General features: G+C 64.4%; 20 protein-coding genes. 10 read left to right on the forward strand and 10 right to left on the reverse strand.

Translation table 11 applies throughout. From position 1 onward, the window contains the following. Nucleotides 1-5: 5 nt before the first annotated feature. From AC1VNX_RS09865 to AC1VNX_RS09875, 3 genes are all read right to left on the reverse strand, one after another. Nucleotides 6-1505 carry a carotenoid oxygenase family protein gene (locus tag AC1VNX_RS09865; RefSeq protein ID WP_483156538.1) on the reverse strand — a complete coding sequence of 500 codons (1500 nt, stop codon included), beginning with the start codon at nt 1503-1505 and terminating at the stop codon, nt 6-8. Between the two features lie 19 nt (nt 1506-1524). Next, nucleotides 1525-1962 carry a DUF2141 domain-containing protein gene (locus AC1VNX_RS09870; protein WP_483156539.1) on the reverse strand — a complete coding sequence of 146 codons (438 nt, stop codon included), beginning with the start codon at nt 1960-1962 and terminating at the stop codon, nt 1525-1527. A gap of 125 nt (nt 1963-2087) precedes the next feature. Then, nucleotides 2088-3203 carry an AI-2E family transporter gene (locus AC1VNX_RS09875; protein ID WP_483156540.1) on the reverse strand — a complete coding sequence of 372 codons (1116 nt, stop codon included), beginning with the start codon at nt 3201-3203 and terminating at the stop codon, nt 2088-2090. A 448-nt stretch (nt 3204-3651) separates the two neighbouring features. Here AC1VNX_RS09875 and AC1VNX_RS09880 point away from each other — a divergent pair, with 448 nt between their 5' ends. The 7 genes from AC1VNX_RS09880 (at nt 3652) to AC1VNX_RS09910 (ending at nt 10832) form a co-directional block, all read left to right on the forward strand. Then, nucleotides 3652-8496, forward strand: a complete 4845-nt coding sequence (locus AC1VNX_RS09880) for an RHS repeat-associated core domain-containing protein (RefSeq protein WP_483156541.1) — start codon at nt 3652-3654, stop codon at nt 8494-8496. Then, entirely contained in the window at nt 8493-8828 is a 336-nt protein-coding gene (locus AC1VNX_RS09885) for a hypothetical protein (protein WP_483156542.1), read from the forward strand. The genes AC1VNX_RS09880 and AC1VNX_RS09885 overlap by 4 nt, the downstream gene beginning before the upstream one ends. A gap of 158 nt (nt 8829-8986) precedes the next feature. Then, nucleotides 8987-9199, forward strand: a complete 213-nt coding sequence (locus tag AC1VNX_RS09890; protein ID WP_483156543.1) for a hypothetical protein — start codon at nt 8987-8989, stop codon at nt 9197-9199. Nucleotides 9200-9286: 87 nt separating this feature from the next. Further along, entirely contained in the window at nt 9287-9361 is a 75-nt protein-coding gene (locus AC1VNX_RS09895) for an RHS domain-containing protein (RefSeq protein ID WP_483161921.1), read from the forward strand. Nucleotides 9362-9431: 70 nt separating this feature from the next. Beyond that, nucleotides 9432-9689, forward strand: a complete 258-nt coding sequence (locus AC1VNX_RS09900) for an RHS repeat-associated core domain-containing protein (RefSeq protein ID WP_483156544.1) — start codon at nt 9432-9434, stop codon at nt 9687-9689. A gap of 233 nt (nt 9690-9922) precedes the next feature. Then, nucleotides 9923-10177: a DUF7710 domain-containing protein gene (locus tag AC1VNX_RS09905; RefSeq protein ID WP_483161922.1), complete on the forward strand. Its 255-nt coding sequence runs from the start codon at nt 9923-9925 to the stop codon at nt 10175-10177. Between the two features lie 97 nt (nt 10178-10274). Next, nucleotides 10275-10832: a hypothetical protein gene (locus AC1VNX_RS09910; RefSeq protein WP_483156545.1), complete on the forward strand. Its 558-nt coding sequence runs from the start codon at nt 10275-10277 to the stop codon at nt 10830-10832. Between the two features lie 723 nt (nt 10833-11555). On the opposite strand, the gene AC1VNX_RS09915 is transcribed toward AC1VNX_RS09910, so the two are convergent. From AC1VNX_RS09915 to AC1VNX_RS09940, 6 genes are all read right to left on the reverse strand, one after another. Beyond that, the gene (locus AC1VNX_RS09915) at nt 11556-12263 is read right to left on the reverse strand and encodes a GntR family transcriptional regulator (protein WP_007839027.1); all 708 of its coding nucleotides are present in this window, start codon (nt 12261-12263) and stop codon (nt 11556-11558) included. Between the two features lie 35 nt (nt 12264-12298). After that, nucleotides 12299-13624 (reverse strand): C4-dicarboxylate transporter DctA, encoded by a 1326-nt coding sequence (locus AC1VNX_RS09920; RefSeq protein WP_483156546.1) that lies wholly within the window; start codon nt 13622-13624, stop codon nt 12299-12301. Between the two features lie 345 nt (nt 13625-13969). Continuing rightward, nucleotides 13970-14395: a CBS domain-containing protein gene (locus AC1VNX_RS09925; protein ID WP_483156547.1), complete on the reverse strand. Its 426-nt coding sequence runs from the start codon at nt 14393-14395 to the stop codon at nt 13970-13972. Between the two features lie 199 nt (nt 14396-14594). Continuing rightward, the gene (locus tag AC1VNX_RS09930) at nt 14595-14807 is read right to left on the reverse strand and encodes a hypothetical protein (RefSeq protein WP_483156548.1); all 213 of its coding nucleotides are present in this window, start codon (nt 14805-14807) and stop codon (nt 14595-14597) included. Between the two features lie 34 nt (nt 14808-14841). Beyond that, the gene (locus AC1VNX_RS09935; RefSeq protein WP_483156549.1) at nt 14842-15273 is read right to left on the reverse strand and encodes a hypothetical protein; all 432 of its coding nucleotides are present in this window, start codon (nt 15271-15273) and stop codon (nt 14842-14844) included. 218 nt (nt 15274-15491) lie between these two features. Further along, nucleotides 15492-15848 (reverse strand): hypothetical protein, encoded by a 357-nt coding sequence (locus AC1VNX_RS09940; RefSeq protein WP_483156550.1) that lies wholly within the window; start codon nt 15846-15848, stop codon nt 15492-15494. Between the two features lie 535 nt (nt 15849-16383). Here AC1VNX_RS09940 and AC1VNX_RS09945 point away from each other — a divergent pair. Genes AC1VNX_RS09945 through AC1VNX_RS09955 form a run of 3 tightly spaced genes read left to right on the forward strand, consistent with a single transcriptional unit; the run spans nt 16384 to nt 22417 of the window. Continuing rightward, a complete protein-coding gene (locus AC1VNX_RS09945; protein ID WP_483156551.1) occupies nt 16384-17679 on the forward strand; it encodes an HlyD family secretion protein in 1296 nt (431 codons plus the stop codon). Nucleotides 17680-17711: 32 nt separating this feature from the next. Next, on the forward strand, nt 17712-19028 hold the full coding sequence (locus tag AC1VNX_RS09950; RefSeq protein WP_483156552.1) for a hypothetical protein: 1317 nt from the start codon (nt 17712-17714) through the stop codon (nt 19026-19028). Beyond that, a complete protein-coding gene (locus AC1VNX_RS09955; protein WP_483156553.1) occupies nt 19016-22417 on the forward strand; it encodes an efflux transporter outer membrane subunit in 3402 nt (1133 codons plus the stop codon). Before AC1VNX_RS09950 ends, AC1VNX_RS09955 begins: the two co-directional genes overlap by 13 nt. A 23-nt stretch (nt 22418-22440) precedes the next feature. Here AC1VNX_RS09955 and AC1VNX_RS09960 read toward each other — a convergent pair whose 3' ends face one another. After that, nucleotides 22441-23322 (reverse strand): OmpA family protein, encoded by an 882-nt coding sequence (locus AC1VNX_RS09960; RefSeq protein WP_483156554.1) that lies wholly within the window; start codon nt 23320-23322, stop codon nt 22441-22443. Nucleotides 23323-23346: the final 24 nt, after the last annotated feature.

Consider the following 23346-nt stretch of genomic DNA (forward strand, 5'->3'; position numbering starts at 1 on the left):
AGGCCTCAGGCCGCCACGAAGGCGCCGTGCAGCCCCAGCGGCAGGGCATAGGGCAGCGTGGCCTGCGCCACCGGGCCTGCCGCGAGATTGTCGGCCGCGAAGCACGAGAGCACCGTCTTCTGCCGCCCGAAGTCGAAGGCCGTGCCCAGCACCCAGCCGGGCCTGGAGCCGTCGGGCACGAAGACGTGCTCTTCCACCATGGTCTGCGCGCCATAGCTGAAGCGCTGGCTGCGGCCGGTTTCGACGTCGGTGCGCGCGATCGCGCCGAAGCCGGGCAGGTCGCGCCGGATCTGCGTGGCGTGCACCACCTGGCGATGCCGCAGGCCGACTCTGCGCGGATCGATGCGCGGGAATTCGGCCTCCTGTGCCAGCGCCGTCTGCGTGGCCCGCCCGGTGGAAAGGTTCAGCGTGGCGACAGTCAGGTGCGGCTCGGTGGTCTTCACGCGGCGGGCGCGCATCACTTCGCGATTGCTGATGAACACCGAATCGGAGTTCTCCGAGCGCACGTAGTCGATGTGGATCTGCGTGCCGCGCGGCGTGTCTTCCTCCCAGGCGTTGCCGACGTGGAACAGGAAGCCGGCCGGCAGCGCGAGCATCTGGCGGCGCTCCCAGTTCTGCTTGTCGACCACCAGCGCGCGCATGCCGAGCTCGGGCCGCCAGACGTGAGCGTCGAGAAAACTCGTGCCGTCCGTCTTGCGCTTGCCGTCGTAGACCAGCGGCGGCAGCAGGAACACCAGGTGCCGCCCGGTCACGGCGAAGTCGTGGACCATCGGCATGTCGGCCACCGGCACCACGGCCGCGCGCCGCAGCGTGCCTTCGGGTGCTATCTCGTACAGCGCCAGCAGGCCCTGGCCGGAACTGACGCCGAAGTTCCACACCGTGCCGTCCGGGTCGATCTTGGGGTGGGCCGAGAACGGCATGCCCGCGAGGTCGGCGCGCCAGGTCTTCACGCCCAGCGTGTCCAGCGTGCTCGCATCGACGCGCGTGGCCGAGCCGCCTTCCCACAGGGCCAGCACCTCGCCTCGCATCGGCAGCACGCTGGTGTTGGCAACGTTGATGCTGTCGGCCGAGGTCGGGGGCTCCACGCCCGGCGGCATGGTGCCGAAGGCCTCGAACAGGCGGCGGCCGGCCTTCGTCTCGGCCACGCGCTTGGGCGTGGCGACATAGCGGCCCTGGTGCCGCACGTCGGTGCCCTCGATCACGAAGCGGTGCACCATGCCGTCGCCGTCGAACCAGTGGTGGTAGCGCTCGCCGCCCAGGTCGTGGCCGGCCGGGCCGATGCGAAACAGCGTGCCGGCGACGGCGTCGGGGAAGCGCCCCCTCACCGTGGCACAGGTGAGCGGGAAGTCGTTCGGGGGCGTGGCGAAGCCGGTCTTCCAGGGGGCGCTGGAGGCTTCGAACTGGGCTTGCCAGTCGTCGCTGGCGCCGGCCGCGCGCGCCAGCGGCGCCAGCAAGGGCAGGGCGCCGGCCGAAGCCAGCAGGCGCAGGAGTTCGCGTCGTTCCATGGCGGCTCTCCTTTTCTTCTCAGTGCAGGTGGATGACGGTCTGCATGTCGGCATCGACGCTGATCGCCGCCGCATCGAAGCCCGGCGCGGCTCGGTTGCCCTTGGCGTCGTTCGAGAAGCCGTAGCGCTCGGTGGGCATGCCCATGAGGTTGGTGTCGAGCTTGCCGTTGCCGTTCTCGTCGGCGAACACGCGCAGCGCGTAGCGGCCGGGCGCCAGCCCCGTGAACACCAGGCGGGCCTTGCCTTCGCGCATCGGCGCGGTCTGCGAGGCCACCGGCTTGCCGTCGGTGTAGCTGGCGGCGTCGCCGTACACCGCGACGTAGAGGGTGGCGTCGGCGGCCGGGCCGTCGGCGACGCTCAGGCTCAGGTCGGCGGCGAGGGCGCCCAGGGGCGCCAGGATCGCGGCCGCGCACAGGGCGCGCACGGCGGGGCGGAAGCGGAGAAAGCTGGGGTGCATGACGGGCCTCGTTGGTGGATGGAGGCCCGACGATCCCGCAGGCCGGGCGCGGCGCCCAGCCTCATGCGACGGAATGCGGAATGCGCGCGCGAAATGCGCGCGGCGGGGAGCGGACGGCGCGGGCTTCAGCCGGCCTTTTCGTCCTTGGCGACTTGTCTGGGCTGTGCGTCCTCGGCCTGCTCGTGCCCCGCGCCCACATGGCCGGAGTCGGCAAAAAGGCCCCATGCAGCCATGAACAGCGCCGCGATCACCGGCCCGATCACGAAGCCGTTGATGCCGAAGATCGCCATGCCGCCGATGGTCGACATCAGCACGATGTAGTCGGGCATCTGCGTGTCCTTGCCCACCAGCACCGGGCGCAGGATGTTGTCGACCAGGCCGATCACGAACACGCCCACGAAGATCAGCACGCCGCCCTGCCAGAAATGCCCCGTGGCCAGGAAGTAGATGGCCACCGGCCCCCAGATCAGCGCCGCGCCCACGGCCGGCAGCAGCGACAGGAAAGCCATCAGCACCGCCCACAGCAGCGCGCCCTGCACGCCGAGGAACCAGAAGGCCAGGCCGCCGATCGTGCCCTGGGCGACCGCCACCGCCACGTTTCCCTTCACGGTGGCGCGGATCACGGTGGTGAACTTGTTGAGCAGGTAGTGCGTGTGTGGCTTGGCCAGCGGCACTGCGTCGCGCATCGTCTTCGACAGCGTCGAGCCGTCGCGCACCAGGAAGTAAAGCAGGTACAGCATCACGAAGAAGCTGACGATGAAGTCGAATGTGTTCTGGCCGATGGCCAGCGCCTGGCTCGCGATGATCTGGCTCGCCTGCCCGGCGGCGGCCGAGATGCGCGCCTGCCAGGCCGCCATGTCGCCGAGGTTGAAGCGCTCGACCAGGTTCAGCAGCCACTGCGGCGAGGCATCGAGGATCTGCTGGAAGTAGGCCGCGAAGTTGATCTGGCCCGAACGGATGTTCTGCGTGACCAGCGCGATCTCCTGCACCAGCGACACCCCCACCATGGCCAGCGGCAGGATCACGATGAACAGGCAGATCGCCAGCGTGGACAGCGCCGCCGCATTGGGCTTGCCGCGCATCTTCTTCAGCAGCCGCTTGTAGAGCGGGGTGAACAGGATCGCCAGCGCCACGCCCCACAGCACCGCGCCGAAGAACGGCATCAGCACCCAGAGGAAGGCGACGGTCACGGCGGCGAGAAGGGCGAGGAACACGCCGCGCTGGAGTTGGGGTGAGTTCATAAGTGTCTCGGACTGTAGCCGAGCGTGGCGATGGCAAGCGTCATTCGCCGGCTGCGGCTCACTCGATCGATCAAGGATCTGCTTTCTTGCGTCGGGAATATCGAGATAAATCGCACCAAAGCCCGCTCGTTTATTTCAGATGTCCGCATTCGCCTCGGCTTGAGTTCTAGGATTGTCTGCAAGAAATAAGAGAGGGAGGTGAGCGTGAGCTCAATTTGCAATTGCTATTCGTGCAGAACGAATTGCCCCTGGATCTTTGTCGTGTCTGCATGCATTGATTCGGCAATGGTGCTGCACGTCCGGATTCCGATCCCGTCGGCAGAGGCGCCGTAACTCCGCAAGCCGGCAGCCCGATTGCACAGCCGGTTCCGCGCAGGCGCGGCCGAGCCTCTTTTCTTTCCCAATTGATTTTCACGACATCAACAGACGCAGTCAGGGAGACTGGACAATGGGACCAGGCACGCCGCAGCGGCCACCATCGGGCACACATCAAGGCCTGCCCGCACCGACATCGATTGCCGAGCGCGAGCCTCAGACGGCCGTCGCCCCGCTGAACACTATCGCCAAGGAAGACATCGCCGCCGCGAGCAAGGTGGTGGACGAATGGCTACGGTCTTTCACCGGCGGCTATGTCACGCTCGAGCGGCTGACCATGGTGCTGGGCAGCATCCCCATCGTGGGCAACATCATGGCGCTGGTGGATGTGTTTCTCGACATCGTCACCATCCTCGAGAAGAAGTCGACCGATGCCGTCACCAGGTTCCTGAACTGGGCCAGCCTGGGCATCAATCTCATCGGCCTGATTCCTGCACCGCCCACCATGGCCGCAGCGCGCATGAGCCTGCGACCCACGCTGCATCTGGTCAAGCAGGAGCTCCTGCATGGGGCCAGGAACCTCGGCGGGACCATCGTCACCATGCTCGTGGGGCACCTGAATGCATCCATCGTCGGTGAGCTGGAAACCTTCATCGATGGGGCCATCGCAAGGCTCTCGGGCATTCTGGAAGATTGCGCGAGGCTCTCCGACAGCATCCTGGACAACCTGATCGGCATCCTTCAGCGCGTGCTCGGCGGCCAGGACCTCTTCACCGTCGCCAAGCCGGACGCGGCGGAAACCAACGACTACGACCCCAAGACCCAAAGCACGTGGAGCGGCATGTGGCGCCGGGCGGTGAAGTATTCCGAAGGCACGGCCAAGCGCGCCGCCAACTACGCCGCCAGGAAGGCCGCCGCCTATCTGCCCGAAAGCGTCAGGGCCAGGGTCAACGAGGTGATCGATAGCCTGGGTGCCCTGAAGGCGGACTTCCGCAGGCAACTGGCGGACCTCGCCAACCAGGAACTGCAGGGCAGCATCATGTGGCTGCTGCGCCAGCTGCTGTCGGCCATGGCGCAGAAGAAGAGCCCGCGTGCGGCCATGGTGCCGCCAGGTGCAGGTGCCGAAGCAAGAAGAAGCAGGCCCGACACCCAGGTCGAGCACCTCCGCGTGCAGGCGCCCGTCAAGGGTGATCCCGGTTGCAAGAACTGTCCGCTTTCCGGCGCACAGGTTCCCTCTTCAAGCAAGTTCGCCATCAGCCTGGCGACCGGCTGCGAAAGCTTCACCCATGTCGACTTCGCGCTGGTTGCGCCGTTGCCCATCACCTGGGCACGCACCTACCGCAGCAATCTTGGCGCTTTCGACGAGGGCAGCCTCGGCGCAAGATGGCTCACGCCCTACAGCACTCGCGTGGACATCGCCACGCCGGCTCAAGGTCCGCGGGCCGGCGAGCTCAGCCTGATCTACCACGGCGCGGACGGCCGCAGCCATGCCTACCCGCCGCTGGCCGTAGGCCAGAGCTACCGCGATGCCATCGAAGAAGCGACGCTCACGCGGCTGAGCGAGACGCTGTTGACCGTGGATTTCGGCAAGGCCGTGTCGGCCGGCGAGGCCAGCGACTGGCGCGAGGTCTACGAACTCGTGGATACCGCGGCTCGCAAGGTCTCTACGCAAGGCAGGCAGCACTTTCGTCTCGTTGCGTTGCATGCCGGCAAGGAAGCCAGCATCGGCCTGCGTTACGACCATGTGATCGCAACGACGGGCGAACAGGTCTTGAGCGACATCATCAGCAAGCAAGGCGATCTCACGATTGCCCATGTGGGCACCCGCCCCGATGCGCGAAGCGGACTGATCACCAGCCTGTGGGAGATCAAGGGCGGTCAGGTCGTGCGCCAGCTCGCCGCCTATGTGCACGACGCCGAAGGCGACCTCGTGTCGGCGCAGGACGAAAACGGCGAGAGCTGGAGCTACAGCTACAGCCACCACCTCGTGACGCGATACACCGACCGTACGGGCCGGGGCATGAACCTTGAATACGACGGCACCGGTGTCGATGCCAAGGCGGTGCGCGAATGGAGCGACGACGGAAGCTTTGCCCTCAGGCTGGAGTGGGACAGGAACATCCGGTTGACCTATGCGACCGACGCGCTCGGTGGCGAGACTTGGTACTACTACGACATCCTCGGCTACACCTACCGGATCATCCATCCCGACAAGCGCCAGGAGTGGTTCTTTCGCGATGAAGCGAAGAACATCACCCGCCATGTCCACACCGACGGCAGCACCGACGACTTCAGCTACGACGTCGACGGCAACCTGCGGACCCACACGCGGGCCGATGGCACTCAGGTGCACTTTGCGCACGACAAGCGCGGACGCATGACGGGCCTGCGCGACGCCGAGGGCGGTGTCTGGAAGCGCGACTACGACGCCGACGGCAACCTCGTCGAAGAGATCGACCCCCTGGGGCACAAGACCGAATACGCCTACGACAAGGCCGGCCGGCCCGTGCGCATCACCGATGCGAAGGGCGGCATCAAGTTGCTGACTTACACGCATGCTGGTCAACTTGCCAGCCACACCGATTGCTCGGGCAAGACCACGCGGTGGGAATACGACGAGCAGGGACGCCTGGTCAAGGCGACCGATGCCATGGGCCAGAGCACGCGGTATCGCTACACGACGGCGGACGAACCGGGGCAGGCCACCGCCGCAGCGAACGCCAACCGTCCAGGCCGACTCGAGGAAATCACCCTGCCGGACAACAGCAGCGAGCATTTCGTGCACGACGCCGAGGGACGCCTGCTTGCGCACACCGATGCGCTGGGGCGCAGGACGAGCTATGACTACACGCGCTCCGGTCTCGTGTCCAGGCGCACCGATGCGGCAGGGCACACGCTCAAATACCGCTGGGACCTGCTGGGACGCTTGAGCGAACTGCACAACGAGAACGGCAGCCGCTACGACTTCCGCTACGACCCCGTGGGCCGGTTGCTGGAAGAAACCGGCTTCGACCGCAAGACCACACGGTACCGCTATGACGAATCCACGGGCGTGCTGTCGGAAGTGGTCGAGGGCGAACACACCATGCTGCTGCAATTCGACCCTATCGGCCGCCTGACCGAGCGCAGCGCCGGCGGCGATGCCGAGAGCTTTGCCTACGACCGGAACGGCCGATTGGTCGAGGCCGGCAACAGCGACGCCAAGCTGCAATGGTTCTACGACCTCGGGGGCAACCTGACGCGCGAGCACCAGCACTACCTGGAGGGCGCCCGCACCGCGGTCTGGCAGCACGGCTACGACGAACTCAACCAGCGCATCGCGACCATCCGCCCAGACGGTCACGTCACTCGATGGCTCACCTATGGCTCTGGCCACGTGCACGGATTGCTCGTCGACGGGCAAGACATCCTGGGCTTCGAGCGCGACGACCTGCACCGCGAGATTGCGCGCGAGCAGGGAAACGGGCTCATGCAGAAACAGAACTACGACCTGGCCGGCCGATTGCTGGAGCAGCAGATCTCCCAGACCAGGCGCGGCGCCCTCGGAGCCACCGGCATTCGCCGCAGCTACCAATACGACAAGGCCGGCCAGCTGATCGCCATCGGCGACAGCCGGCGCGGCAACCTCAGCTATCGCTATGACCCGGTAGGGCGACTGCTCGAAGCCAACAGCCGCTTGGGGCGGGAGACGTTCGCGTTCGATCCGGCAGGGAACATCGGCAACCCTTCTTCAGAAGCGGAAGGCACAGCGGAGCCGGCAGGCCGCATCACCCATCGCGTCGCCGTTCGCGCGGGCGCTGACGGTCGCGGCTCGGTCGGCAAGCTGATGGACAACCTCCTGAAGGACTACGCCGGCACCCGCTACAAGTGGGACGAGCGCGGCAACCTCATCGAGCGCAGCCGCAACGGCGAAAAGACGGTGTTCACCTGGGACGGCTACAACCGCATGCGCAGCGCCGAGACCTTCGGCGAAACCACGAGCTTCAGCTACGACCCGCTGGGCCGGCGCATCGTTAAGCGCACGAGGCACGCCTGCACCTTGTTCGGCTGGGACGGGGACACGCTGGCCTTCGAGAGCACACAAAGCACAGAGGGTTGGCGGGAGCACGCGTGGCGTGGTGACAGCGTTCACTACATCCATGAACCCGGGTCGTTCGTGCCGCTGGTACAGATCCGGCAGGCGCAGGCAGTCGTGTTGAGCCGGACGACAGATGTGAAGGCACTGATGGCCGACAACGGTGGTCGCTACGACATCGAACTTGATCCGCTATGGAACGGTGAACAAAGTCGAACGCCTGTGCCGTTCGCCAGGGAAGAGGTCGCCTTCTACCAGTGCGACCATCTGGGCACGCCGCAAGAGCTGACGGATCATGCGGGGCGTGTGGCGTGGTCTGCGAGCTACAAGGCTTGGGGAGAGGCGAAGCAGGCGATCAGTGAGGTGGGACGAAAGGCCGGCTTCAGGAATCCGATTCGCTTCCAAGGTCAGTATTGGGATGAAGAGACGGGGCTGCACTACAACCGGTATCGGTACTACGACCCGCAGACGGGGCGCTTCGCATCAAAGGATCCGATCGGGCTAGCTGGCGGCATCAATGTATTCGAGTACGCAAGCAACGCGATTGAATGGGTTGACCCATTGGGACTTTCGGCTGCATCTGATTTGCCTCGGATGAAGGGGTTAAGCGTGCTGAATGTTGGGTCGACGCTGAATAGTTCGGGCTTTTCCAAAAAGAAAGACAACGGTGTTAATGAAACTTGGACGCATGCGGATGGGTCCGAAGTTCGGATTCATAAATATGGAAACAAATGCGTTTGCCCGTATAAATCGGGAAATAATGCGCATGTCCACAAGGAAGATTCCGTCGGAAATCAATTAAATGATCGCGGAATTGTTTCGCTGGATCCCAAGGAGACACATATTGGGATTCGCAATCCTATTGATTTGCCATTTGTTCGAGGAAGGCCGCATGGATCATGAGCTATGAATATAGGTTGGTGTTTGATGATTCATATTTGATGCAGTGTGTCATAGGTTCGCTGAAGTCCAGTGAGGCTTGCATTAAAGTTGAAGGGCGGGAGATTTATCTAAAAGACCAATTGCTGCAGTCTGTGGCTCAATATGACGTCAAGTTGACTTTGGAAGGCAATTTGTCCGTATGGTTGGAGGTGAACTTCAGATCAATGGGGTTGTATGATTTATTTCAAAAAGCGTTGGGCGGAGGGGGCGTAAAGTGCTACGAGGACGGGGATGTAAATGACGAAGTGAGTTTGAAGGAGGTGTTTCGCATTAAAGGTGGGAGGCAAAATTAATTCAAACGGAAAATGTTATGAATTCTCGGGGATATTGGATTTCGAATCCAATGATGAGTTAAGAAAAAAGGTGCGGCAGTCAGTGTTGGTATTTCTGCCTGTGAGTAGTCGCTTTGCCAGGAGCGTTCCGATTTCATGGCTGGCAAGATCAATAAGAAATGGCACGCGCCAAATTTGCTGGAATAAATTGGCCGTCTGCTGAGATTGGCAAAGGCTGGACAAGTCGGCGGCATTACAAATCAAAGATCGAGTGCACAAATCAGTTTCCCCGCAGCATCAGCCAAGCCGTCAGATTGAGCGAGATCACGGATGTGAAGGCGTTGATGGCCAATAACGGCGGGTGCTACAGCATCGAGCAAGACCTGCTATGAAACGGAGAACAAAGCCGAACGTCTGCGCTATTCTTCAAGGAAGAGGTCGCCCTCTACCAGTGTGACCATCTGGGCACGCCGCAGGAGCTGACGGATCATGAGGGGCGCGTGGCGTGGTCGGCGAGCTCCAGGGCTTGGGGGAAGCTAGGCAGGCATCAGTGAGACGGGGAGGGAAGCGGGGTTTCGGAATCCGATTCGGTTCCAGGGGCAGTATTGGGATGAAGAGACGGGGATGCATTACAACCGTTACCGTTACTACGACCCCTTCAGCGCTAGATACCTTAGTCGAGACCCGATCGGGCTTGATGGCGGGAATAATATTTACCAATATGCGCCAAACCCCTGTCAATGGGTGGATCCGCTCGGCCTAGCCCGAAATGATCAAAAAATCCAAACATCACGTCAAAGCAAAAAAAGTTCTACTGAACCGAAGTTGCCTGAAAAAGTCATTGCGCAAGATGGCGTACTACGTTTGGAGCACTATTTTTGAAGCGGTGATCATGCGCCTGCTCATTTTCATTTGAGAGACGAGGGAGGTTTGAACATTCGGATCGGCCAAAATGGAAAGCCGATTAATCGATCCGAAGAGTTGACCGCTGTGCAGCGGGATTTTATTCAAAACAACAAACCTAAATTAAGATCTTCTGTCGATAAAATCCAGCGATGGCATCGATATGGAAATTTACCTGAGGAATGTGAATGACTGACATTAAGGAAGTTTAGATTTTCAATGGAGCTAATGCAAAGTTTCCTTCGGCAGTATTCGCGAGCAAAGAAGATGCTTTGGGCTGGATAGAAAACCATCAATTGACTGGAGTTTTAACCAAATATCCACTAGGTATTTCGGTTTATGATTGGGCGATTGAAAGTGGTAATTTCAAAATCAAATCGGATAGGGATTCAACGTCAGAGTTTATAGGAAAGTTCTCGAGCGCAGCGCAAGAACACATGCATTTCGAAGATGGAAAACTTGATTGATTTCTCCCGCCGAATGCACGAATGCACGAATGCACGGCTAGAGGTGGGCGAAAAAAGCTAACCCACCAGAAACTTTGCTGCTCCAAAACTGCTTCCCGTGCACGGCGTCAACTCAGATAAGAGAATCATTTTTCAACGCAACACGGTTGCAGCAATCTACCGGCATCGAAGTCCCTGGAAATTCAGATCAAATAAAAATTCCAATTTCAATGTGATCTCCGGTTCAACAGAAAAATTCCAGAATCTGCGAGAACTGTGCATCCGAATGGGGTCGAGGGGTTTAATGGCAAAAAATCTTCAACATCTTATTTCGCGCTTGGAGTCAAATATCATGTCTTTTAAAGAAATGATTTTTGATCTCTTGGATTCTAGTTTCACCAACTTGGGGGTGGTGTCGATCGAGTCGCTGGAGAATGAGGTATGTAGAGGAAAATTTTCACCAAGCAGTCTATTTGAAAAATATAAGAGTATATTTTTAGAGTATGAAATGCTTGTTGAATCTCAGCAATTTTCTGCGATTGATAAGATGGAGTTGAATATTGCAGGCTTGGGATTTTTTGTGGTTCCCGTGGATCATGAAGGCCCTGTGCGTGCGATTTCCGATCTTCAAATTATGAAGGATGGTATTTCTTTTAAAGTGGCATTTCAGGGTTGAAATTTGACTGAAGATTTAATTTTCAGCGATGCTGCCTACTGAAATTCGACCCTGATGAAAAAAGAAAATTCTCGCTCAGATACATGTCTGAGTTGGGTTGCCTTTTTTTGACGATGAGCGATGACGATCTGGATGAGTTTTATATAAACGAAGAGAACTGTCGTTCCGGACTCTTCCATGCAATGAAGGCAGACTTTGATCGGTTTGGTCCAGTGAGCAAGCAGAGGGGGCTCGAAGCCATCGGGCTCATCTTGTCGTCCGGCCAATTCGAACAGTTGTGGACTACGTGGTCTCAAAGTCAGCATCTTTGGACGATGTCGAAGATAAGCCTGCTTGCCTCCGCGCTCTGTGCGAGAGCCTGTCGGGTCAGGTGCCGCCGATGTACGACTTCGGCTCTGATGTGTAGGTAGTCTCCACCATCAACCCGCCTGGCATCGACTTATGCGAGTAGCCCCCAGGCGCGAGACTCGGTTCGGATGTGAAGTTTGTCGATACCGTCGGGGCACATAGGGCCTGCGTCAGGCAATAGAGACCCGATGTCCAATTGCGTTTAGCGGAAGCCCAGGCCATCACCACCGAATCTCTTCGGCGAGCGTGGATCTGATTGCTGCTCCCATGGAGCGACGAATCATCGAACGCGCATTGCCTGGCGGCTCACGGATCACTGCACGCCAAGCGGCGGTATCAACTGCACCCGCATTGCGAGGCGCAAGCCCCCGCGACTCACCGTCGCGCCCGCGGCAACGCCACCGGCGCCAGCGTAACCCTCAGCCTGCTGGTCGCATCCGGCTCCGCCGCAGCATCCACCTCCAGCGCCCGCTCGACATTGCCGATGTGCTCCAGCATCAGCCGCCGCGCCCCGGCCGTATCCCCGGCCTCGAGCGCTGCGACGATCGCCCCGTGCTCCGCACAGGACTGCCCGGCCTCGTGCTTCGACTGATAGAGCGTGGCCGCCAGGGTGGTGCGCGCCGTAAGGTCGCGCAGCACGTCGACCAGCAACTGGTGCCCCATCTGCTCGGCGAGGCAGACGTGGAAATCGGCCAGCAGGAAGGCGCGGGTGGCCGCGTCGGCGCCTTCGATGGCGCGCTGCTCGTCGGCGATGTGGTCGCGCAGCTTGCGGATCACCTTCGCGAGCGGCCGGCCTTCGCTGGCCTCCAGGATGCCGGCCTCGACGATGCGCCGGGCCGAGAAGGCGTCTCGTGCCTCTTCGGCCGAAGGCTCCACCACGTACCAGCCGCGGCGCGATTGCACTTCGACAAAACCGCGCGCTTGCAGCTGCATCAGCGCCTCGCGCACCATGGTGCGGCTCACCGAGAAGTTCTCCGCCAGCGCTTGCTCGCCGAGCCGCTCGCCCGGCGCGAGCTTCTGCGCGAGGATGGCCTCGACGACGCGTTCGGCGATGACGGTGGGGCTGACGTCGGGGGCGGGCATGTCGGTGGTCCTGGTCTTTCTCGTTGTCTCTTTTTTCAGTGGCTCGCGGTATTTACCACGGGCGCCACCTCTGCTTCAGCCAGCGGCTCGTCGTCGGGCGAATAGTTGCCGTCGAGCACCGCATGGGCGCGTTCGCGGTCGATGTCGCCTTCCCAGGCGGCGATGGCCACGGTTGCCACGCAGTTGCCGATCAGGTTGCCCAGCGCGCGGGCAATGCCCATGAACCAGTCGACCGACAGCACCAGCACCAGGCCGATGGCGGGAATTGCCGGAATCGCGTGCAGCGTGGCCGCCAGCACCACGATGGCCGAGCCCGGCACGCCGTGCGCGCCCTTGGAGGTGACCAGCGCGATCGCCAGAATGGTCAGCAGGTCGGCCATCGAGATCGGCGTGTTGGTGGCCTGCGCGATGAACACGGCCGCCAGCGTGATGTAGATCGAGAAGGCGTCGAGGTTGAACGAGTAGCCGGTGGGAATCACCAGGCCCACTGTCGAATCGCGGATGCCCATGCGGCGCAGCTTGGCCATGACCTGCGGCAGCACGCTGTCCGACGAGGTGGTCGCAAAGACGATGGTGAGTTCCTCGCGCAGGTAGCGCAGCAGCTTGATCAGGCTGAAGCCCGACATGCGCATCACCAGCCCCAGCACCACGAACACGAAGACCAGCACCGCGCCGTAGAAGAGGGCCACCAGCATGCCCAGCTGCTTGAGCGAGCCGATGCCGTACTGCCCCACCGTGAACGCGATGGCGCCCAGCACGCCCAGCGGCGCCAGCTTGATGATGATGCCCATGATCTTGAAGAGCACCAGCGACGTTGCGTCGATCACCGCCGCCACCGGCTTGCCGCGCTCGCCCAGCAGCGTGAGCGCGCAGCCGAAGAGCACCGCGAACAGCAGCACCTGCAGCACGTCGCCGGTGGCGAAGGCGTTCACCACCGTCGTCGGAATGAGCTTCATCAGGAACTCGACCGTGCCGCCGCTCGTGAGCTTGTCGGCGTTCGAGGCATAGGCGCTCATCGCGGCCGGGTCAAGCTTGGACGGATCGACGTTCATGCCCGTGCCCGGCTGGAACACGAAGGCCAGCACCAGGCCCATGGCCAGCGCGATGGTCGTCAGCACCTCGAAGTAGATGAGCGACTTCACGCCCACCCGGCCCACGCGGCGGAGATCTCCCGCGCCGGCGATGCCATGCACCACCACGCAGAACACCAGCACCGGGATGATCATCTTGATCAGCTTGATGAAACCGTCACCGAGCGGCTTGAGCTTGACGGCGTACTCGGGAGCCAGGAGCCCCGCGAGCACGCCGAGCACCAGCGCGATGACCACCTGACCGAAAAGCGACTTGGCGAAGCGGGGCATGAGGGACGTCTCCTGTCTGTCTATCTGTCTTGTCTAGGTTTTGCATGCAAGCAATGCCATTTCTTGCATGCAAGAAATGTAGGCAAGGAGACGGAGAGGGCGTCAGAGGGTATTCCCGGGCACGGCCGGGCGCCGACGGCACTGATGGAGACCTTGGGCTGGGCGCCTTGTCGAGTCGACGTGCTCACCGCTTGCAATCCCTGGCGAATCCCTTGCAGCGGTGTTCACGGTGCGATCGATCCGGCGCAGAGCATCACGGCGCCGACAACCAGAGCGGACTTCGTCGTCGTCGGAGAAGTCATCGAAGCAGCGCCTTGCGCTGGACTGGCTGTTGTGCAGGAGCGGTCAGGCCGGCACTGGCTGGGAGATGCCGCAGAGCGCTTCGGTGGCCGGCTTGGTCTTGCGCTCCTTCACCGCCACGTCGGCGAGAGCGAGGATGCCCACGAGCCGCTTGTCGCGGTTGACGATAGGAAGGCGCCTGATCTGGTGTTCGGCCATGATCTGCGCCGCGTGGTCGACCACGTCGTCTTCGTAGGCCCAGCGGATGCCGTCCGACATCACGTCCCGCACCTTGGCCTTTCCGTCGTATCCCTCGGCCACGCCGCGAATGGCGATGTCCCGGTCGGAGATCGCGCCGACCATGCGGTCGTTCTCGCCCACCGGCATCATTCCGAAGTCGCCGTCGCGCATGCGCTGCGCGGCCTCGGCGATGGTTGCGTCGGGGCTGATGACCTCGACTTCGCGGGTCATCACATCGTTGATCTTTCGCATTTGGGAATCCTTTTCCTGAAGAGTGAGATGGGCAGCCGCGGTTTGCGGCCGGCGGTGGGTGAAGCGAGTGCGGGCGCTCAGGTGCCATACGAGATGTCATACGTTTCGACCGCACGCATGTACGGGTCTGGTCCCCTGCCGGAGCCGATGTGCAGGACAAGCACCGCAAAGCCGGTGGTGTCACTGGCCGCGCAACGCTCTATCTGCCCCGAGGAGCCCCCGGAGCTGATTCCCCGGGCGCGGTCGGTGCGGTAGGCGTGGCCGGCAGTTCCACCGGAACCTCGAAGCGCTTCTGGAGCACATGGAAGTACGCGAGCGCGCCAAGCAGCACGATCACCGCCGCCACGATGCCCCACGCGAAGACGCGGCGGTCTTCGCGTTCGGCACTCTCCGGTCGCTGCTCTTCCTTCATGACCGGCAGAGTTTCTGTCGCTGCTCTGCGGGCCTTACTTCTTCATGGCCTTGATGTCGGCCTTGCCCTTGTCCTCTTGCGCCTTGGCCTGCTTCATGCAAGCGGACTTGGCATCGCCCTTCTGGTCGTCGCACTTTTCCTTGGCGATGCTGTAGGCCACCTCGACCCTGGCTTCCGCCAGCTTGCGGGCGCCGCTGTCGCTGGGCCTGACCTTCTGGTCGAGTTCGGCCTTGGCGATCTTTTCCTTGCCCTTGGCCTCTTCCACGCAGACGTCCTTGGCGTTGTCCTTCATCGCATCGCAGGCTGCACGGTCGGCCTTGTAGTCGGCGGCGATCTTGTCGCGGCCGGCCTTCAGCTCGGCAACTGCGGGATCGGCAGCAGGTGCCGTGGGCGCGTTCATCTGCGCATGGGCCGAAAGCACCGTGAGACAGGATGCGGCAATACAGCTGTAGACGAGTTTCTTCATGTCCATCTCCTTGGAACGCCGGCGCTCGTTGTACACAGGATGGAACCGGGGAGGAGGGATCGGGTTGCCGATCAGGCTGGCAGCTCACCCGGCTCGGGTTGTCCGGCGCATGAGGTCCAGACTAGAAAGCACCACGGATGCGTCGATAGGACGCTGGGCGATGCGGCCGTCAGTGCGTGCTGACGCGAGGCCGGTGACCCATGCGCCAGGGGAACTGTTCACCTGGTGCTCCTGGTCGGGGGCTGGTCGTTCGGTGCGATGACCGGCGCGACCGGTTTGTCTGGAAGAGACGCATCGCTGTTCGCGCCGCCTCTGGCCTTGTCCGCCTCGGCTTGTGCCGCGCAGGCGGATCTCTCGGCTGCGCCCTTCAGGTCGTCGCATTTTTTCAGGGCGGCGCGGTAGATGGCTTCCAGCCTTGCTGCGTCGGCGGCCTTGCTCGAATTGCCTTCGCCCTTGGGCTTGGTCGCGTCGATTTCCGCAGGAAGCGGAAGCGGCGCCTGCTGTGCCGTTGCCTGAGCCGCAGCCAGGCAGGTTGCGGCCAGGACGATGAGTTTCTTCAGCTCTGGTCCGGACATGGCGGCCTCCAGAAAGAACTCAATCTGTGCCTCGGCCGCGCGCGCCCATGTCGGACGAGTTCACTTCGCTGCGAACGATTCCGGAGCAGCGATGGCGTCAGGGGCCGTTCATGATTGGACAGAACCGTCAGTAACGTTACCGAATATCCAGCCGCTTCGACCTCGCCCTCCGCACTCCCATCGGAGCGCATCGGCGTCGCGATTTCCGCGCTTCCCTCTGACGCAGTGCGCCGACTCCGGCCCTCCCTAACGGCCATGCCGCTTCGTTGCCGCTCGCGCCTCATCCCGTGGCGATGTAGGACTTTTGCCAGACCTCGCTGTGGTCGAAATGTGAACTTTGCACACTTTGTTTCGCTCCGAAGCAGCCAAAAACGGAGTTCCGCCGTACCTTGATATTGCACTGCAGCAATACGGACGGCGCGGATCTGGATCTCCATGGCCGTGATGTTCGCGAGCGCGGTGCCTGAGTCTCTTCAACCAATGGACGTGCGCCCGGTGTTCCAACTTGGCGCACGTCCGTCGCAAAGGGGTGGTCATGCGTGCTTCGAAACTCCGGTCAGTTCTTCCTTCCCGACGCCCGCCGGGCGCGGGCCGCGCCGTGGGGCGCCGGCTCTCCGGTCCGCGTGGCCGGTTCCGCCAGCACGGCGCCTTCGTGCCCAAGCTCGCCGCCTATGGCCTGCTGGCATTCGTGCTGTGGCTGATGGTCGCCACGCTGGTCCAGCCGCTGCTGTCCTCGCAGGCCACCCGGGCGGTGCTGCAGGCACCGGTGGGGCTGATCACTTCGCCGATCAACGGCGTGGTCACGCAGATGGTGGTGCATGCGCGCGACACGGTCGAGCCGGGCACCGTCGTGGCCACGGTGCGCAATCCGACCATCAACCAGGAGATCCTGACCACGCTGAGCTCGCAGCGTCTCGCGCTGCAGAGCCAGCTCTCGCAGCTGGGCAATCACTTCAAGGCCGACAACCAGGAGTTGAAGTTCGTCGGGCACGAGGCCAACGTCCATCGCGAGGCTTCGCTCGCGCAGGCCTGGGATGCGTGGCAGATCGCGCAGCGCCAGCGGGACGTCGCGCACAGCGTCGTGGAAGAGCAGGAGAACAAGGTCCGGGTCAACAGGGCACTGCTCGAACAGGGCGCGATCAGCGAGCAGGTGATGAATGCGGCCGAGGCCCAGCTGAACACGGCGCGCGCCAATGCGGCGGTGGCGGAGCAGGCCTTCGCCGGCCAGGCCCAGACGGTGGCCAGCGCGGGGCAGGGCGCCTTCGTGGGTACCGGCGGCAACAGCATCTTCCAGACGCTGGAAAGCCGGCGCGAGGTGCTGCGCAACAGCGTCAACCGGGCCCAGCAGGACGGCGCCGCCATCCTCTCGCAGCTCAAGCAGGTGACGGCGCTCGAAAACGAGGAGCGCCAGCGGGTGGAGAAGCTTTCAGCCTACGAGGTCAAGGCGACCCAGCCGGGCCAGGTCCACACCGTGCTGGCGCCCGAAGGTGCCTACGTCACCGCCGGGGCCTCGCTGGTGCGCGTCACCGACTGCCGCCGTCTGGGCGTGGTGGCGGTGTTCCCCGCGCGGGTGGCGAAGCGGCTGAGCATCGGCTCCATGCTCGACGTGAAGCTCGACCAGAACGGCCCGGCGATGCCGGCGCGCGTGCAGCAACTGCTGCCGGTGGCGTCCGACGCGCTGCAGAGCACCTACAGCGTGCCTTTCCCCTTCGCCGAACAGGGCTCCATCTACGCCGTGGCGGACATCGAAGGCGACGCGGTGCAGAAGGCCGCGGAAGGAAGCAGTCTTTGCGCGCCCGGCAAGGTGGTCACGGCCAGCCTGCGGTCTTGAGCCAAAGCCTGCCCGCTGCGAAAGGACACGCCATGCGAGCCGTTCCGATGCTGCGTGCCCTGGCGCTTTGCATGGCTGCCCTGCCCGTGGCGTCCTTTGCCCAGCAGCCAGGAGCGACAGCGACTCAGCAGCGCCTCGCGCAGCAAAGCTGCGAAGGCCTGCGCCAGGCGGTGAAGGATGCGCAGAAGGGCGCCACCACCGGACCGCTGTTCCTCGCGAGCTACCGCCCCGCCGGCAACGACCGCGGCTCGCCGCCGCTGGAACCGGCGCTGGCGGGCGCGGCCTATACCTACGACAACGCACTCGCCGGCATCGCGCTGCTGGCATGCGGCGACGCAGCTTCCGCCAGGCGCATCGGCGATGCCGTCGTGCGCGCCATCGAGCGCGACCCCAACGCCGCCGATGGCCGCGTGCGCAACGCCTATCGCGCCGGTCCGATGACCGAGGACAAAGCCGCGCTGCCGGGCCGCTGGGACGAGGGCCGCAAGCAGTGGATCGCCGATGCCTACCAGGTGAGCACCGCCACCGGCAACGTGGCCTGGGCCGCGCTGCTGCTGCTGAACCTGTCGCAGGCCGAGCCGTCGCCGGCCTATTCGGCGGGTGCACGAAAGCTGCTCGGCTGGATCGAGCAGCGCACGCGCGCGAAGAACGACCCCGACGGCTACAACGGCGGCTGGTACGGCTGGGACAACGCACAGCGTGCGCAGACCTGGAAGTCGACCGAGCACAACATCGACATCGCGGTGGCCGCCGCCTGGGCCGCTCGCCTGGGCGAGGCAGGTGGGCAGAACGAGGCCATGCGCCGTCAGGCACGCACCGCGCTCGAATTCGTCGCCCGCATGTGGAATCCGGCGGAGCAGCGCTTCAACATCGGGACCAAGGAAGACGGTTCGACCATCTCCACCGAGGGCTCGGGGCTCGACGCACAGCTCTGGCCGCTGCTGGCGGCGACCGATCGTTCCTGCGCCTGGACGGGTGCGCTCGACTGGGCGCAGAAGCACCACCGATCCGGCGAGGGCTACGGTTTCTCTCGCGACCCAGACGGCATCTGGACCGAGGGCAGCGCGCAGTTCGCCGCCACGCTGGTGGCCCGCAAGGGCACGGCGCCCGAGGCGCTGTGGCGGCTGCTGGCATCGCAGCGTGCGGACAACGGCCTGTACTACGCCACGCCCAGCGCCCGCATTTCCACCGGGCTGGCCATCGGGCCCGATTCGCCCGGTGCCGACTTCTTCTACTACCACTGGCCGCACCTGGGCGCCACCGCGTGGATCGCGCTGGCCGCCACCGGCTTCAACCCATTCACCGGCAAGACCGCCGCAGCAGGAGCCATTCCATCATGTCCCACCTGATCGCCACGCCGGAGTTCCAGCTCAACGCCCTCGTGGCGGGGCTCGCGCTGCTCCTGATGACGTGGGGCCGTGTCGAGCGCACGAGCCACCGCGCACTGTTCGGGGCGCTGACCGCGCTGCTGCTCATGCGCTACGCCGTCTGGCGCGTGACCGCCACCATGCCGCCTTCGGACCTCGGCTTCGAGACCCTGTTCGCCTGGGTTTTCCTCTTCTTCGAGATGACGGCCGTGGTCTACACGCTGATGTCCATCCACATGCTGATGCGGCGCCGCGACAACCGGGGGCTCGCAGATCTCGGAGAGGCCGCGTTGCGCAAGCGCGGCGCGGATGTGCCGGCGCTGGACGTGTTCATCTGCACGTACAACGAGGAACTGGCCGTGCTCGAGAAGACCATCATCGCCGCCCAGGCCATCGACTACCCGCGCCTGCAGGTCTGGGTGCTCGACGACACCCGGCGCGACTGGCTGCGCGACTACTGCGAACGCAAGGGCGTGAACTATGCGCGCCGGCCCGACAACAGCCATGCCAAGGCGGGCAACCTCAACAACGGCCTGCGGCTGTCGGCGCAAACGACCAACGCACCCTTCATCCTGGTGCTCGACGCCGACTTCGCGCCGCGCCGCCAGATCGCCTACCGCATGCTCGGGCTCTTCGACGACCCGAAGGTCGGCCTGGTGCAGACGCCGCAGTTCTATTACAACGCCGACCCTATACAGCACAACCTGCGCGCCACCGACAGCTGGGTCGACGAGCAGCGCGTGTTCTTCGACGTGCTGCAGCCCGCGAAGGATGCGGTCGACTCCGCCTTCTGCGTGGGCACTTCGTTCATCGTGCGCCGCGACCTGATCACGGCCGCGGGCGGCTTCCCGGTGGGCAGCGTGTGCGAAGACATCCACACCACCTACCTGCTTCTGCGGCGCGGCCACGTCACGCGCTGGCTGGGCGAGCGGCTGTCGAACGGGCTGTCGGCCGAGAGCATCGTCGACTACATCAACCAGCGCAGCCGCTGGTGCCTGGGTACGGTGCAGCTCGCGCTGCTGCCGCAGGGGCCCCTGCGCGGCAAGGGCTACAGCCTTTCGGCGCGGCTGCATTTCCTGCACGGGCTGCTGCACTGGCTGGGCAAGCCCTTCATGGCGCTGATCATGCTGGCGCCCGCGCTGTACTGGTATGCCGGCGTCTCGGCCTTCCATGCGACGCCGCAGGCCTTCGCCGCCTACGGGCTGCCGCCGCTCATGATGTTCTGGGCCTACAGCTACTGGATCAGCCAGCGGCGCTGCCTGCCGGTGTTCAGCGAGGTGAGCCAGCTCGTCGCGGCGATGGCCGTCACGGGCACGCTGTTCGCCGCGATGCTCAAGCCCTTCGGCCATCCCTTCAAGGTCACGGCCAAGGGGCTGGACCGTTCGAAGACGGTGGTGCACTGGAAGCTGGTCGCCGTGTTCGGCGGACTGCTCGTCGCGCTGCAGCTGGGCGGCGCGACGGCCATCATGACCGGGCCGGCGCTCGCGCCGGGCGACCAGCTCAACCTGGTGTGGACCGGCATCGCGCTCGTCCTGTGCCTGGGCGCGCTCATCGCCTGCGTCGACCTGCCCAGGCCGGACGGCGAGGAGCGCTTTCCGTGGCGCGCCGCGACGCGTGTGCGCACGGCGGCGGGCGAGGGCGAATCGCGCTTCGTCAACATCGCCGCGGACGGTGCCCTGCTCGAAGGCGGCGCGATGCTCAAGCGCCTGCGCGTGGGGCAGCCGCTGGAGGTCTATGTCGATCCGGTGGGCTGGCTGCCGGCTTTTATCGACCGCCGCAGGCGCGTCGGCGCGGAGTTGCGCTTTGCCGCCACCGAAGCGCAGCGCGAGCAGCTGGTGAGCCACGTCTTCAACGTGTCCCCGAGCCACGTCGCGGTGCAGGTTCGTCCCTGGGGCGCGGCCTCGGCGCTGCTCGCGAGCGCGGGGTTCGGCTCGCCCGGGGCTGGCTTCGTGCGCATGTTCCTGCGGCTTTCCCTGCTCGTGCTGGCGGTTTGCGTGCTGCTGGTGACGAGCGGCTGCAACCTCACGCCGCCGCTGAAGCAGCCTGATCTGACGGTGCCGTCGAGCTGGCCCGCCGGCACCACCGTGCCGGCGGCGGAGCCCGCCGACTGGCGCGGCTTCGTGCAGGACGACGAACTGCGCGGCCTGATCGATACGGCCCTGCGCCAGAACCGGGACCTGCGCGTGTATGCGGCGCGCGCGCGCGAAGCGCGAGCCGTCTATGCGGGAAGCCGCGCCTCGCTGTTCCCGGAGCTGGGGCTCTCCGGCAACGCGCAGCGCGCGAAGACCACGCCGCTGGGTTCGCTCAGCCCGGTGGGCAACATTCCGTCGGACGGGCGGGTGTCGAACAGCTTCGATGTCCAGGCCGGCGTGATGTCGTACGAGCTCGACTTCTTCGGCCGCCAGCAGAGCACGGCGCAGCAAAGCGGCTCCCTGGCCGAGGCCGGCGACAAGGACTACGCGGCGGCACGCATGAACCTGGTGGGCGAGGTGGCCAACGCGTACCTCACGTTGCGCGCCGATCGTGCGCTGCTCGCGCTGGCCGACACCAACGCGGCTTCGCTCTCGGCCAACGCGGACATGATTGGCCGCGCCAAGGCCGTGGGCGGCGCCGCGCAGCTCGACGTGTACCGCGCGCAGTCGCTGCTGCAGAACGCCCGCGTACGGCAGGAGGAGTACCGCATGCGCGTCGCGCAGGACCTGCAGGGGCTGAACGTGCTGGTGGGCCAGCCCGTGCCGCCGGACACCGGCTCCGCGCGCCCCTGGCCCGAGCGCTCCACCCAGCCCGTGGCGGCGGGGCTGCCGTCCAGCCTGCTGCAGCGCCGGCCCGACCTGCTGGCGGCGCGCGCCCGCGTCGAAGCCGCCAACTCCGGCATCGGCGCGGCCAGGGCGGCCATGCTGCCGACCATCTCGCTGACAGCGCTGACGGGCGGCGTCAGCAACGAACTGAACACGCTGCTCAACAGCGGCAACCGGAGCTGGGCCGGAGTGCTCGGCGTGTCGCTGCCGCTGTTCGACTGGGGGCGTCGCTCGGCCAACATCACGAGCAACGAAGAGAAGCTCGCGGCCGCAATGGCCTCGTACGAATCGGCCGCGCAGGTTGCCTTCCGCGAAACCGCCAACGCCCTGATCGCGGGCGACCACCTGCGCCCGCAGCTGGAGGCGCAGCAGTTGCGCGTGCAGTCGCTGGAGAAGGTCGCGAGCATCTCGCGCACGCGCTTTCGCAGCGGCCTGGAAGACTACTTCTCCAGCCAGGACGCGCAGCGCGAGCTATATGCCGAGCAGCAGCAGCTGATCGAGCTGCAGCTCAAGGATGCGGTGAACCTCGTGAATCTCTACAAGGCGCTCGGGGGCGGGTGGGGGAGCGCCTGACGGGCCGCCGGCGCTCCCGGCTCTCATCGCCGCACGAACACCTCGATCTCGACGCGGCGGTTCGGCGCAAGGCAGTCGATCAGCCCGGCCCGCTTCGCCGTCTGCGCGCACTGCACCTTCGGCTCCGACTCGCCCTTGCCCTGCACCTGGATGGCCTGCGCCGGCACGCCCGCCTGCGCCAGGTAGTCGCGCACGGTCTCGGCGCGCGCCAGCGAGAGCGCCTGGTTGTAGGCGGTGGTGCCGAGCCGGTCGGTGTGGCCCGTGATCCGGATCGACTCCACCGCTGCGCTGCTGCTCTTGATGTCGCTCGCCAGCGCCTCCAGCCTGCGTCGTCCTCCGGGCAGCAGGTCGGAGAGCGAGCGTCCGTCGAAGCGGAAGAGGCCATCGGCGCCGAGGGTGGTCCTCGCGGCAGGAGCCGCCGGCTGGGCGGTGGCGACGGGCGTGGCCGCCGTGCGCGGCGGGCGCAGCAGGTCGGCGCAGCCCGGGCCCTTCCAGTACATGCCGTTCGTCAATACGTCCGCGTTGAAGCGCACCATGTATTGGCAGGTGAGGTACTCGGGACCCGCGCCGGTGCGGAAATGGAAGATGTAGTTCCACTCGCGCACGCCGCCGAGTCCTTCGCTGAAGTGCGGAAAGCCCAGCAGCTCGCGCACCTGGTCCTTGCCCATGCCGGTGCGCATGTTGCGCAGGGCGTCGAGGCTGGGGAAGGCGCCTTGCTGCCACTTGGCCGAGCCCGGGGCGGGGAAGTCGTCGTCCTTTGGTGGCGCCGGGTTTTCCGATGCGGCGCGGGCCTGCATCTCGGGCGTGACGGTGTAGCTCGGGCTGGCGCAGCCGCCGGCCAGCAGTGCAGCGAAGCAGAGCGCGGAAATAACGGAAGGGGTCCTGGAGGGAAGGAGCTTGTTCATGATGGGGTTCGTCCGGTTCATCTG

This window comes from Variovorax sp. TLI9-5A (genome assembly GCF_056867935.1).